Annotated in this window: 9 protein-coding genes; 5 read left to right on the forward strand and 4 right to left on the reverse strand. The window is 63.8% G+C overall.

The features are described from left to right. Nucleotides 1–54 precede the first annotated feature (54 nt). Genes QM694_RS12010 through QM694_RS12030 form a run of 5 tightly spaced genes read left to right on the forward strand, consistent with a single transcriptional unit; the run spans nucleotide 55 to nucleotide 6,274 of the window. Complete coding sequence (locus tag QM694_RS12010) at nucleotides 55–2,202, forward strand: glycosyltransferase family 2 protein (RefSeq protein WP_415007165.1); 2,148 nt, start codon at nucleotides 55–57, stop codon at nucleotides 2,200–2,202. Continuing rightward, nucleotides 2,202–3,719, forward strand: coding sequence for a hypothetical protein (locus QM694_RS12015; protein ID WP_415007166.1), 1,518 nt, complete (start codon nucleotides 2,202–2,204; stop codon nucleotides 3,717–3,719). The genes QM694_RS12010 and QM694_RS12015 overlap by 1 nt, the downstream gene beginning before the upstream one ends. Next, a complete protein-coding gene (locus QM694_RS12020; RefSeq protein ID WP_415007167.1) occupies nucleotides 3,716–4,018 on the forward strand; it encodes a hypothetical protein in 303 nt (100 codons plus the stop codon). The genes QM694_RS12015 and QM694_RS12020 overlap by 4 nt, the downstream gene beginning before the upstream one ends. Then, nucleotides 3,972–4,871 (forward strand): hypothetical protein, encoded by a 900-nt coding sequence (locus QM694_RS12025; protein WP_415007168.1) that lies wholly within the window; start codon nucleotides 3,972–3,974, stop codon nucleotides 4,869–4,871. The genes QM694_RS12020 and QM694_RS12025 overlap by 47 nt, the downstream gene beginning before the upstream one ends. 5 nt (nucleotides 4,872–4,876) lie before the next feature. After that, complete coding sequence (locus QM694_RS12030; RefSeq protein WP_415007169.1) at nucleotides 4,877–6,274, forward strand: mannose-1-phosphate guanylyltransferase/mannose-6-phosphate isomerase; 1,398 nt, start codon at nucleotides 4,877–4,879, stop codon at nucleotides 6,272–6,274. Here the strand turns inward: QM694_RS12030 and lpdA are convergent. The 4 genes from lpdA to QM694_RS12050 are packed head-to-tail and all read right to left on the reverse strand — an operon-like array spanning nucleotide 6,265 to nucleotide 12,641. Further along, the gene (lpdA, locus tag QM694_RS12035) at nucleotides 6,265–7,653 is read right to left on the reverse strand and encodes a dihydrolipoyl dehydrogenase (RefSeq protein ID WP_415007170.1); all 1,389 of its coding nucleotides are present in this window, start codon (nucleotides 7,651–7,653) and stop codon (nucleotides 6,265–6,267) included. The two genes, QM694_RS12030 and lpdA, sit on opposite strands and share 10 nt — an antisense overlap. A 20-nt stretch (nucleotides 7,654–7,673) precedes the next feature. Next, nucleotides 7,674–8,423, reverse strand: coding sequence for an SDR family oxidoreductase (locus tag QM694_RS12040; protein ID WP_415007171.1), 750 nt, complete (start codon nucleotides 8,421–8,423; stop codon nucleotides 7,674–7,676). 3 nt (nucleotides 8,424–8,426) lie between these two features. Continuing rightward, complete coding sequence (gene odhB, locus QM694_RS12045) at nucleotides 8,427–9,653, reverse strand: 2-oxoglutarate dehydrogenase complex dihydrolipoyllysine-residue succinyltransferase (RefSeq protein WP_415007172.1); 1,227 nt, start codon at nucleotides 9,651–9,653, stop codon at nucleotides 8,427–8,429. Nucleotides 9,654–9,665: 12 nt separating this feature from the next. Beyond that, on the reverse strand, nucleotides 9,666–12,641 hold the full coding sequence (locus QM694_RS12050; protein WP_415007173.1) for a 2-oxoglutarate dehydrogenase E1 component: 2,976 nt from the start codon (nucleotides 12,639–12,641) through the stop codon (nucleotides 9,666–9,668). Between the last annotated feature and the right edge of the window lie 48 nt (nucleotides 12,642–12,689).

A 12,689-nucleotide genomic window follows, 5' to 3' on the forward strand; every position in this document is an offset into this window, starting at 1 on the left:
TTGCAGCGGACCGAAACATGATAGAACCGGGCTTTCGGCGGGATTGTTAACAGAATGAAAAATCTTAATTTTTCCGGAACCGCCGTCATTGACCAGTTGGCGGGCGGGGATTTTCACGGCTGGGCCTCGATCGCCGACGCCGATGTGGCGCGTGATGCCTCGCTGCAAAACGCTGGCCTTGTGCTCAGCATGGCCGGAACCCCCGTTGCCACCGCCCGCCGGATGATCGCCCGGCCGGATGTTGACCGCATCAAGGGCCAGCCCGGAATAGCCAAGGGGTTCCGCATTCCCGCCGCGCCGCTGCTGGCCATGGCGCAACTTTCTGGACGGGGGGCTTGCGAATCCCTCGTCCTGGAATTCGGCAGCGTGCGCCTGAAACTGGCGGAACAGGCGGCAAAACTGCGAGACCTCAGCCTGTTTCGCATGCTTCATCTGGCCGCCCCCGGTGGCGCCTTCACCATCGCCGATCTCTGGTTTGCCACCAGCAACGAACTCAGGATGCGGATCGAGGCGGTCAAACCCGCCTTTGGCGAGCGCCCGCCCTATCGCGTGAATATCTATCAGCCCGGAAGCGGCCCCGAAGTTCAACTGAACCTGTTGAGCAGCACCCAGATTCAAGAGGATGGCATCGCATTTCTCTCCGCGTCGCTGCCCAATCCCTGCCTCCCCATGCTGCTCACGGTTTCATCGGCCAACGGCCAGATCGTCGCGATGGATGCCGTTCTCTTTCCCTCGTTGTGCCGGGGCGGCCTCCATCATGACGAATTGCGCGCCATGGGCGGCGAGGCCGGTTACATCGCCGATCTCCGCGCCTATTCCATGACGCTGTTCCGCGCCTTCACCTCCGGTTCGCAGGACAATACCGCAAAGCGGATTTCCACGCTCGATATCGATACGCGCTCCTGCAACGGTGGCGAGCCGCTGCTGCAGGCACCGATGTTACGCTGGCTAACGGAGACGCATGGGCTGACCATCGCCATCCCCGGCGATGCACCGGAGCGCGTGCATTTGCCGGAGAGCCTCGGATCTCAGGACGGGGCGGCCAAACGCAGCGGAACCCTGACGCTTGCGCTGCCTGCCGCTGCTCTCCCCACCCTTGCGGCCCTCGCTTTTCAAGCCCCGGCGGATGCCGGAGGCAGGACCGCCGTTCCCTTCGTCACCGCAGATGCGGGTGACGGCAGGCCACGCTGGTATGTCTCACTGCCGACCGGCATCGGCTGGCTTGCGCCCTTTCAGCCGCAGGGAAGACCGCTCGTGTATCCCCAACTCTCGGATACCGGGAACGCCGGGCTTGACGGCGCGCTTCCGGAGGCGCCGATGGCCATCCGCTTTACCGCTCCCGTTTCTCTGGTGGATAGCGCCTCTCTTTTTCCTGCGCCGGAAAGGCTTGGGATTGAACGCGGGGGCACGGCAGTCTCGGTCATCATTCCGGTGCGGAACGGCGCTGTTCATGCCACGGCGCTGCTTGCCTCTCTTGCCAGCCAGACGATCGCCAAATGGCTTGAAATCCTGATCGTCGACAACCGCTCCGGCCCGGCAGAGCGCCGCGCCATCAAACAGGCGGCTGACGCGATATTCCCCGGCGCGACGCGCATTCTGGACCTTGACGCACCGTTCAACCACAGCGCCGCCATCAACCTCGCTGCCGCCGCCGCCACAAGCGACACCCTCTGCGTGATCGACAGCGATTTGATCCTGCACGATCCGCGCACCCTGGCCGTGCTGGCAACCCTGGCTGCCCATCAGCGCGTGGGAACCGCCGCCTGCATGCTGCTGCAGGGAACGCCCGGCAAGCCCGACAGCCTACGGTATCAGTCCGCCGGCCTGTTCCCCATGGGAATAGCGTTCGGCGGCAAGCCCCGCATCACCTGGAGCGAGCCTGACTGCGCCTCGGCGATTGGGACGGCCACATATCCCGTCGCCGCGAACAGCTTCACGCTCTCGGCCTTTCGCCGCGATGTCTGGATCAAGCTCGGCGGCGTGGCGGACGACCGGCTGGCGGCAGACCATAATGACACGGATTTCGGCGTCCGCGCCCTTGCCGCCGGGCTGACCAATCTGTGCACCACCGCCGTTTCCGCCTTCCATGTGGGGCGCGCCACGCGGGGGCCGGATTTCGACGGCTTCGCACCAGCGCACATCCACCCCGTTGATCTCGACCGGCTGCTGTCCGCCACCACGCTCCTGCGGCGGCTCGGCTGATGCGTCTTTGCGTCGTCACACCATCCGAAGAGTTCGCGGCCTCCGCCGGCGTCCGCATCCGCTATGACCGGCTTCAGGCGGCAGCACCCGGCATGGGGCACGCCATCGACATTATCCCCATCACGGAATTTCTGTCGCCCGGCGATTTCCGCCACGATGCCTATGTGTTTGCCAAGACCTATTCCCCGGTTGCGGTTCTCCTCGCCTGGCGCATGCGGCAGGCGGGAAAGCCGGTTGGGATCGATGTGTTCGACGACTATTTCACCCAGCATGAGGACGCCCGCCTGCTGCGCTACCGGCAATGGTTTTCCGCCATGCAGGCGCCGGTTGATTTCTATCTGTGCTCGACGCCGCGGCTCGCGGAAGCGATGGCGCCGCTGACAGGCGGCAAGCCGGTCCATATCATCGCCGATCCGGCGCCCGCCGTGGGCATTGAAGACATGGCCCTTGCCTTGAGGCGCAAGCAGGAATCATTCGCGGCCAGCCGCCAATTGCGGATCTTGTGGTTCGGCATCGGCGACAATCCCTATTTTCCGGTCGGCATCCATGACCTTGCGGCCCATGGCGCGCTTTTGGCGGGCCTTGCGGCGCCGGGCGTGGAGGTGACCCTCCGCATACTGACGAATCTCCGCGCCCTGAATGCCCAAGGGCTTGCCCGGCTCCGCCACCTGCCCATCCCCTATACAATCGAAGAATGGACGGAGCAGCGCGAAGCGGAAGAGCTGGCGCAGGCCCATGCCGCCTTTCTTCCCGTCAGCGCGCAGCCCTTCAGCCGCGTGAAGTCGCTCAACCGCGCCATCACCGCATTGGCGTCGGGCACGCAGGTTCTGGCGGCGGGCTTTCCGCTGTATGATCCGCTGGCGGAGTTCATCTATGAAGACGCAGGCCTGCTCATGAAGGATTACGCCGGAGGGCTTTCCCGCCTCCGCCCCGAAACCCTTCCAGCCTTTTCAGCCGCGCTGCAAAGGCTCGCCAATCCGGTGAGCGGCGTTGAAACGATGTTCGCCGCCCTGTCCGCCTGCAAGTCTCCTGCAGAGCACGCACCGGCACACGGCAAGGCGTTTTCATCTCACCTGCTGGTCGTCCACGGCGCCCAGCCGGATGGCCGCGCCCACAAGCTGGCCGCCCGCTTCAATTGCCTGACGGTGCTGGGCCCCGACTGCCGTGAAAACCTGAATTGCAATATCCGCTTCACGGCCACGGACGCTGGCGTTCGGGTCTTCGTGGAGGAGAACACCGCCGGGCTGCTGGCAGCGCGATGGCATCAGCATCTCAAGCCGCACGGCATGATCGGCGGCGCAAATTTCCGCGAACTGATGCCGGGGCAAGGCGTGCCGGTGATGGATCAGGCTGTCTCCCGTCTTCTCGCAATGCCCGGCATTGCGAGGCTCGCCGCCGCCGCACCCGCCATCAGGCAGCAGACCGCAGCGATTCTCAAAGCGCTGTTTCCCGGCGCCCATCTGGTGGTCAACGACAGGCTGGCGCTGGGGGAACCCTCCTCATGGAGCAGCGCATGAGCCGTTCCATCATATTCCTCGCCGACCAGGTGCAGGATGTGAACATCATCCGCCCGCTGCTCGCCCTGGCGCGCCGCCACACGCAGGCGGATGTGATGGTGATGGCCACCTCCCAGTTCTTTAGCCGCGATGGCACAGGCGTCTGGCAAATGGAATTGCGCGCCATCTGCGGGCGGCTGGGCATTCCCGTTTATGAGTGTGCCAGCCCGTTCGAGGCCGTGCGGCTTCTGCAGGGCAATCATGGATTGCTGATTGCCGCCGCCGAAATCGAATGCCGATGCCCATGCGGCGGCGCATGACATCTTTGCTGCCGCGCCATCGGGTTTCCTGTGCGTGACGCTGCAGCACGGTTTTGAATGCGTGGGCTTCCTGCACAATGCCGCGCATGACCGCGCCCACGGCCGCCACGCCGTCTTCAATGCCGACGTGATTTGCGGCTGGTTCGGAAATGACATCCTGCGCTCCGTCGGCCCGTGGGAATCCTCCAAGCTCATCATCACCGGCCCGCCCTTGTTGCTGCCGCAGCCTGACTCCGGCGAAGTCGATGACACGTTTTCCCTGCCGCGCGTGATCGAGGGCCTGACGGGCGAAACCCGGGTGACCGGCGAACAGCCGCATCGCCGGACCGCCCCAAGCAAGCACATGCGGCCCTGCCTAATCTGCGAGAACCTTCATTCCGTGCGGCTCGGCAGCGCCATTCTCAAATCCGGCTTTCTCGCCCAGTTCACCGATTTCGCCGAAGAGGCGCGGGGGCTGGGGCTTGAGGTGTGGCTTCGCCCGCACCCCGCCGGCCGCTACACCGACATCAAGGGTGTGGCCCTGCCGGAGGGCGTGAAGAAAAGTTCAAAACCGATCTACCGCGAAAATCTTGGCCGCTTCCGCTTTGCGGTGTCGGCCCCCTCCTCGATCCTGTTTGATTTCATTGTGGCGGGGATTCCCGCCGCCGTCTGGCAGGATGAGGATGGCGGGATCGACATTCGCAACTATCCCGGCCTTCCCGTCATTCACAAAGGAGAGGACTGGCGGGCCTTCGCCGAAACTGCGGAAACGAAGCGCGATGAACTTCTGGCCGGGCAGCGCGCCTTCCTCGAAGGCCTGGCCATTCCGGATGATGTCGAAGGCTGCTATGTGAGCCTTCTCAAAAGCTATTAGGCGGCATGGCGATTCATCCTGTCATTCTCTGCGGCGGCTCCGGCACCAGGCTCTGGCCCCTGTCGCGCAAGAGCTATCCCAAGCAGTTTGCAAATCTGGTGGGCGAGGGAAGCCTGTTCCAGCAAACGGTGCGGCGTCTCTCCGGCGAAAACTTTGCACGCCCCGTCATCATCACGGCGGCGGATTTCCGCTTCATCGTCACCGAGCAGCTCGCCGCCATCGGCGTCACGCCTGAGGCCATTTTGATCGAGCCCGAACCGCGCAACACCGCCCCCGCCGTTCTGGCCGCAGCGCTCTGGCTTGAAGCGCGCGATCCGCAAGCGCTGATGCTGGTGGCCCCGTCCGATCACGCAATCGGCGATGACGCAAAATTCCGCGCCGCCGTGACGCTGGGCACGGGGGCCGCAGCATCTAACCAGATCGTCACCTTCGGCATCACGCCCACCCGCGCCGAAACGGGCTATGGCTATCTCGAGCCCGCAGAAGGTGCGAAAGGCGGCGTGCGCCCGCTGCGCCGCTTCGTGGAAAAGCCGGAAAAACCCCAAGCCGAAGCGATGCTGGCCTCCGGGCGTTATCTCTGGAACGCAGGCATCTTCCTGTTCTCCGTCAGCATAATTGTGAACGCCTTCGCGCGTGAGGCTCCAGCGATCCTTGCAGCCGTCAAGGCAGCGGTTTCCAGGGCAACATCCGATCTCGCCTTCACGCGCCTTGACCCTCAAGCCTGGAGCAGCGCCACCGCCATCTCCATCGACCACGCGATCATGGAGAAAGCGCAAAATCTCTCCGTGGTTGATTTCGACGGCGCATGGTCCGATCTCGGCGGCTGGGATGCCGTGTGGACGGCGGCGAAGCCTGATGAAACCGGCACCGCCACCTCAGGCAATGCCACCGCCATCGCCTGCCGCGATACGCTTCTGCGCTCCGAATCCGAAAACATCGCGCTGGTCGGCATCGGCCTTGAAGACATGATCGCCGTGGCGATGCGCGATGCCGTTCTGGTCGCCCCTCTCTCGCGCGCCCAGGATGTGAAACTGGCCGTGGCGGCGCTCAGGGAAAAATCCGTTCCGCAGGCCGAAACCTCAACTCGCGACCACCGGCCCTGGGGCACCATCGACAGGCTGGCGTCCGGCGAAGGCTTCGCGGTGCGCCGCATCACCGTCAATCCGCATGCGGCGCTGTCGCTGCAAAGCCACCAGCACCGCGCCGAACACTGGATCATCATTTCGGGCGAGGCGGAGGTGACGGCGGATGACATCACCCGCACTGTATCAGCCAATCAGTCGCTCTTCATTCCGCCTGGCGCGCGCCACCGGCTGGCGAACCGGAAGTCCGAACCGCTCGTCCTGATCGAGGTGCGGACCGGCGATTATCTGGGCGAGGATGACGTCACGCGCTATGCGTGAATGGCCCGGCCCGCCACCGCCATCGCCGCTTCCTTGACGGCTTCGGCGAGTGTTGGATGGGCATGGCAGGTGCGCGCCAGATCTTCCGCCGAGCCGCCGAATTCCATCAGGACAACCACCTCATGGATCAACTCGCCCGCCTGGGGGCCGAGGATATGGCAGCCCAGCACGCGGTCGGTTTTGGCGTCGGCGAGGATTTTAACGAAGCCGTCGGTCGTCTGGTTCGCCTTGGCGCGGCCATTGGCGAGGAACAGGAATTTCCCCACCTTGTAGTCGATGCCCGCCGCCTTCAGCTCTTCTTCCGTCTTGCCCACCGAAGCCACTTCCGGCGTCGTGTAGACGACGGCGGGGATCACATCATAATTCACATGGCCCGCCTGCCCCGCCAGCAATTCCGCCACTGCGATGCCTTCATCTTCCGCCTTGTGCGCCAGCATGGGGCCGCGGATCACGTCGCCGATCGCATAGATGCCGGGCACGCTGGTGGCGAAATGATCGTCCACCTCCACCCGGCCCTTCGCATCACGCTTGACGCCCGCCGCATCGAGCCCAAGACCCTCCGTATACGGAACACGCCCCACGGCGACCAGCACCACATCGGCTTCGATGGTTTCAGCGGCGCCGCCCGCCGCGGGTTCCACCGACAGCGACACGCCGCCCTTGCCCGCCGTTGCGCCCATCACCTTTGACGACAGCTTGAAGGTGAAGCCCTGCTTCTGCAAAAGGCGCTGGAAAGCCTTGGCGGTTTCGCCATCCATGCCGGGCAGGATGCGGTCGAGATATTCTATCACCGTCACCTGCGATCCGAGCCGCGCATAGACGGAGCCCAGTTCAAGCCCGATCACCCCTGCGCCGATCACCGCCAGCCGGGCCGGAACCTTCTCCAGCGCCAGCGCACCGGTGGACGAAACGATGGTCTTCTCGTCGATCTCGATGCCCTTCAGCTTCGCGACATCGGACCCGGTGGCGATGATAACGGATTTCGACTCCACAACCTGGTCGCCGACCTTCACCTTGCCCGGCGCTTCAATCACGCCTGCACCCCGGAACACGGTGATCTTGTTTTTCTTGAACAGGAAATCGATGCCCTTGGTGTTGCCGTCGATGGCCTCCTGCTTGAAGCCCATCATCTTGCCGAGATCGAAGCTCGGCTGCACGGTGATGCCCATTTTCGCGAAGGAATGGCCCGCCTCATTGTAAAGCTCGCTGGCATGCAGCAGCGCCTTGGAGGGAATGCAGCCGACATTGAGGCAGGTTCCGCCATGCGTCGCCCGCTTCTCCACCACCGCCACCTTGAGGCCAAGCTGCGCGGCGCGGATGGCGCACACATAGCCGCCGGGACCGGTGCCGATGATCGTCACGTCAAAATGCTCTGCCATGCTCTCGTTCCTGTCTCGTCTCAGCAGCGGCCGCCGGCCACCGCGACAATGGTTCCGGTGACATAGGAGGACTGGTCCGACACCAGCCACAAAATGGCATCGGCTACCTCATCCGCCGATCCCTCACGCTTCATGGGGATCGCATCGCGCATCATCTTCACGCGGCCGGGAATGCCGGATGAATCATGAATGTCGGTATCGATGATGCCGGGCCGCACGGCGTTCACGCGGATGCCCTCCGCCGCCACTTCGCGGCCAAGTCCGATGGTGAGCAGATCGATGGCGCCCTTGCTCGCCGCATATTCAACGCCAAAGCCCGGCGCGCCATGAACGGCAGCGGCGGAGGAGAGGTTGACGATCGCCCCGCCGCTGCCACCATGCTTCATGGACATGCGTTTCACCGCCTCGCGCGCGCAGAGAAACGCACCCGTCAGGTTCACATCGAAAATGCGCGTGAGGCGCGCAATGCTCATCTCGTCCAGCCGCGCCTGTGAGTCCATCACCCCAGCATTGTTGACCAGCACCTTGAGCGGGCCCAGCCTTTCCGCGGCGGCGAAGATCGCCAGCACATCCGCTTCCTGTGCCACATCGCCTTTGACAGCCACGGCTTCGCCGCCCGCGCCCTTGATGGCGGACACAACCTCATCGGCGGCGGTGGCATTGGCGGTGTAATTCACAACCACGGCGTAACCGGCCTTCGCCAGTTTCAGCGCCGCCGCGCGCCCGATGCCGCGGCTTCCGCCGGTGACGATGGCGACATTCTTGCTCATATCCTAAAGGTCCAGCAGCGCGCGCTGCGGATCTTCGAGATTTTCCTTGATGCGCACGAGGAAGGTCACCGCCTCCTTGCCGTCCACGATGCGGTGGTCATAGGAAAGCGCCAGATACATCATCGGGCGGATGAGAACCTGCCCGTTCACCGCCATCGGCCGCTCCTGGATCTTGTGCATGCCGAGGATGCCGGACTGCGGCGCGTTGAGGATCGGCGTCGACATCAGCGAGCCATAGACGCCGCCATTGGAAATGGTGAAGGTGCCGCCCTGCATGTCGGCGATCTGCAACTGCCCGTCACGCGCCTTCTTGCCGAACTCCGAGATCGTCTTTTCCACGCCCGCGAAGGAGAGGCGGTCGGCATCGCGCAGCACAGGCACCACGAGGCCCTTGTCGGTGCCCACCGCCACGCCGATGTTGTAGAAATTCTTGTAGACGATGTCGTCGCCGTCGATCTCGGCGTTGACGGCGGGGATTTCCTTCAGCGCCTGGATCGCCGCCTTCACGAAGAAGCTCATGAAGCCCAGCTTCACGCCATGCTTCTTCTCGAACAGGTCCTTGAAGGAATTGCGCAGCGCCATCACAGCCGTCATGTCCACCTCGTTGAAGGTGGTGAGCATGGCCGCCGTGTTCTGCGCATCCTTGAGGCGGCGGGCGATGGTGAGGCGGAGGCGCGACATCCTCACACGTTCCTCGCGCGCCGCATCCTCGGGTGCCGAAGGCGCGCGCACCGCCACGGGTGCGGGCGGAATGATGACCGGCTTCACCTCCGCCGCCGGTGCTGAGGATGAAGGCTTCGCCAGATGCTCCATCACGTCGCCCTTGGTGATGCGGCCATCCTTGCCGGTGCCCGTTACGGCGGCGGTGTCCACCTTGTTCTCTTCCACCATCTTGCGCACGGCGGGAGACAGCGGCGCTTCGGCCTTTGCCGCAACAGGCGCGGGCTCGGCTTTCTTCTCTGCGGGCTTGGCGGCGGATGCGGAACCAGCCGCGCCCTCCTCGATCGAGCCAAGAAGCGCGCCGACATTCACCGTCGATCCCGCCTGCGCGTCGATGGCCAGCAGCTTGCCGGAGGCAGGTGCGGGCACCTCGACCGTCACCTTGTCGGTTTCAAGCTCGACGAGCGGCTCATCCACCTTGATCGCCTCGCCCGGCTGCTTGAACCATTTGGCAATGGTCGCTTCGGTGACGGACTCGCCCAGCGCCGGAACGCGGATTTCTTTCGCCATCTGGTTCTTCCCTTATTTCTTGTTGTCGCCCAGGGCTTCGTCGAGGAAGGCCCGGAGTTCCTTGAGATGCGTGCTCATCAATCCCGTCGCGGTGGAGGCCGATGCGGCGCGGCCGGCATAGCGCGGCCTCGTCACGGTAGCGCCCGCGAACTCCAGCGCCCGCTCGATATTGGGCTGCACGAAGCTCCATGCGCCCATATTGTAGGGCTCTTCCTGGCACCACACGAAATCGGTGGCGTTCTTGAAGCGTGACAGCTCCTGGATCAGCGCCTTGTGCGGCCAGGGATAAAGCTGCTCTATGCGCATCAGGTAGATGTCGGTGAGGCCGCGCTTCTCGCGCTCATCGTAGAGATCGTAATAGACCTTGCCCGTGCACATCACGACGCGCCGGATCTGGTCGTCGGGGACAAGCTTGATCGCCTCGTTGGGGCCCGTCTGCGCATCGTCATAGAGAATGCGGTGGAAGCTCGTGCCCTCCCCCATCTCGTCCAGCCGCGAGGTGGCGCGCTTGTGGCGCAGCAGCGATTTGGGCGTCATCACGATCAGCGGCTTGCGGATGTCGCGTTTCAATTGCCGCCGGAGAATGTGATAGTAATTGGCGGGCGTCGTGCAGTTCGCCACCTGCATGTTGTCTTCCGCGCAGAGCTGCAGATAGCGCTCGAGCCTGGCGGAAGAATGTTCCGGCCCCTGCCCCTCATAGCCATGCGGCAAAAGGCAGACGAGGCCCGACATGCGCAGCCACTTGCGTTCGCCGCTCGAGATGAACTGGTCGAACACCACCTGCGCGCCATTGGCGAAATCGCCGAACTGCGCCTCCCAGATGACGAGCTTGTTGGGCTCGGCCAGCGAGTAGCCATATTCGAAGCCCAGCACCGCCTCTTCCGAGAGCATGGAGTTGATGGCCTCGAGCTTGGCCTTCTGGTCCTTCACCAGATGGTTGACGGGCGTATAGAGTTTCTCCGTGTCCTGGTCGATCAGAACGGCATGGCGCTGCGAGAAGGTGCCGCGCTGCACGTCCTGCCCCGAAAGCCGCACCGGGAAGCCTTCGGTTACCAGCGTGGCAAAGGCCAGATGCTCGGCCATCGCCCAGTCGATGCCCTGACCGTCCTCGATCATCTTGCGCCTGGCATCCAGCACGCGCTGCATGGTGCGGTGAACCTTGAAGGTCTTGGGCACCTTGGTGAGTTTGAGGCCGAGTTCGCGCAGCTTTTCCACCGGAACGCCGGTGATTCCCTTGCGCGCATCCTCATGGTCGCGCGCCGCCTTCATGCCGGCCCATCGGCCATCCAGCCAGTCCGCCTTGTTGGCCTTGTAGGCCTCGGCAACCGTGAAGTCGGTGTCGAGCGTCTTCCTGTATTCGGCCTTCACCGCATCAAGCTCGGCCTCGGTCATCACGCCTTCGGCAACGAGCCTGCGGCCATAAAGCGTCACCGCCGTTTCATGCTGGGCGATGCGCTTGTACATGAGCGGCTGCGTGAAGGAGGGCTCGTCGGTTTCATTGTGGCCGAAGCGCCGGTAGCAGAACATGTCGATGACCACCGGCTTCCTGAACTTCTGCCGGAACTCGATCGCCACCTTGGCGGCATAGACGACCGCTTCCGGATCATCGCCGTTGCAGTGGAAGATCGGCGCCTCGATCATCTTCGCCACATCAGAGGGATAGGGCGAGGAGCGCGAGAAATGCGGCGAGGTGGTGAAGCCGATCTGGTTGTTGACGATGAAATGGATGGAGCCGCCGGAGCGGTGGCCGCGCAGGCCCGAAAGCCCGAAACATTCCGCCACCACGCCCTGCCCCGCGAAGGCCGCATCGCCATGGATCAGCAGCGGCAGTACCGAGGTGCGCTCCTTGTCCTGCCGCTGGTCCTGCTTGGCGCGCGCCTTGCCGAGCACCACGGGATCGACGATTTCCAGATGCGAGGGGTTGGCGGTCAGTGAGAGATGCACCGTATTGCCGTCGAAGGCGCGGTCTGACGACGTGCCAAGGTGATACTTCACGTCGCCCGAGCCTTCCACTTCGCCCGGCGTCGAGGAGCCGCCCTTGAACTCGTGGAAGATCGCCGAGAACGGCTTTGACATGACGTTCGCCAGCATGTTCAGCCGCCCGCGATGCGCCATGCCCAGCACGATTTCCTTGAGGCCGAGTTGCCCGCCGCGCTTGATGATCTGCTCCATGGCGGGGATCATCGATTCACCGCCGTCGAGGCCGAAGCGCTTGGTGCCGGTATATTTCACATTGAGGAACTGCTCGAAGCCTTCCGCCTCCACGAGCTTGGTGAAGATCGCCTTTTTGCCCTGCGCCGTGAAGCTGATGGATTTGTCCGGCCCCTCGATGCGCTCCTGGATCCATGACTTCTGGTCGGGATCGGAAATGTGCATGAACTCGACGCCCAGCGTACCGCAATAGGTGCGCTTCAGGATGTCGACGATCTCGCGCACCGTGGCCTTGTCGAGGCCCAGCACCTTGTCGAGGAACACCGGCCGGTCCATGTCGGCTTCGGTGAAGCCGTAAGTGGCGGGGTCAAGCTCGGGATTGCTTTGCGCACCCTTGATCTTCAGGGGGTCGAGGTCCGCCGCCAGATGCCCGCGGATGCGATAGGCGCGGATCATCATCAGCGCACGGACGGAATCCATCGTGGCTTTCCGCACTTCCTCGACCGAAAGCGCGGGCTTGCCTTCGGCGGCGGGCGCCGGTGCAGCCCCTTTTGCAGCGGGCTTGGGCGGTGGTGCGGGATAATTGCCGTCAAGCGCCGAAACGAGATCGCCTGATTCCGGTCGCGGCCAGTCGGCGCGCTTCCACGAAGGCCCCGCCACCTGCTGCTTCGCTTCCGCCTGGTTGTCTTCAAGGCCTGCGAAGAACGAACGCCATTGCGGATCGACCTTGGACGGGTCTTCGAGATAGCTCGCGTAAAGCTGCTCGATGAACTGTGCATTGCCGCCATAGAGGAAGGAGGTCTGCTCGAAGGCCGTCGTCAGGTCCGTCTTGTTCATCTCACCGTCTCCGCAAATCTTCCCTCCCCCGCTGCGGGGAGGGTGCCG

This window comes from Aestuariivirga sp. (genome assembly GCF_047602625.1).
In the GTDB taxonomy this organism is placed as follows: domain Bacteria; phylum Pseudomonadota; class Alphaproteobacteria; order Rhizobiales; family Aestuariivirgaceae; genus Aestuariivirga.

Coding starts and splice junctions, on each gene's coding strand:
- QM694_RS12010 (WP_415007165.1), top strand. CDS start 55: ATGAAAAATCTTAATTTTTCCGGAACCGCCGTCATTGACCAGTTGGCG.
- QM694_RS12015 (WP_415007166.1), top strand. CDS start 2,202: ATGCGTCTTTGCGTCGTCACACCATCCGAAGAGTTCGCGGCCTCCGCC.
- QM694_RS12020 (WP_415007167.1), top strand. CDS start 3,716: ATGAGCCGTTCCATCATATTCCTCGCCGACCAGGTGCAGGATGTGAAC.
- QM694_RS12030 (WP_415007169.1), top strand. CDS start 4,877: ATGGCGATTCATCCTGTCATTCTCTGCGGCGGCTCCGGCACCAGGCTC.
- lpdA (WP_415007170.1), bottom strand. CDS start 7,653: ATGGCAGAGCATTTTGACGTGACGATCATCGGCACCGGTCCCGGCGGC.
- QM694_RS12040 (WP_415007171.1), bottom strand. CDS start 8,423: ATGAGCAAGAATGTCGCCATCGTCACCGGCGGAAGCCGCGGCATCGGG.
- odhB (WP_415007172.1), bottom strand. CDS start 9,653: ATGGCGAAAGAAATCCGCGTTCCGGCGCTGGGCGAGTCCGTCACCGAA.
- QM694_RS12050 (WP_415007173.1), bottom strand. CDS start 12,641: ATGAACAAGACGGACCTGACGACGGCCTTCGAGCAGACCTCCTTCCTC.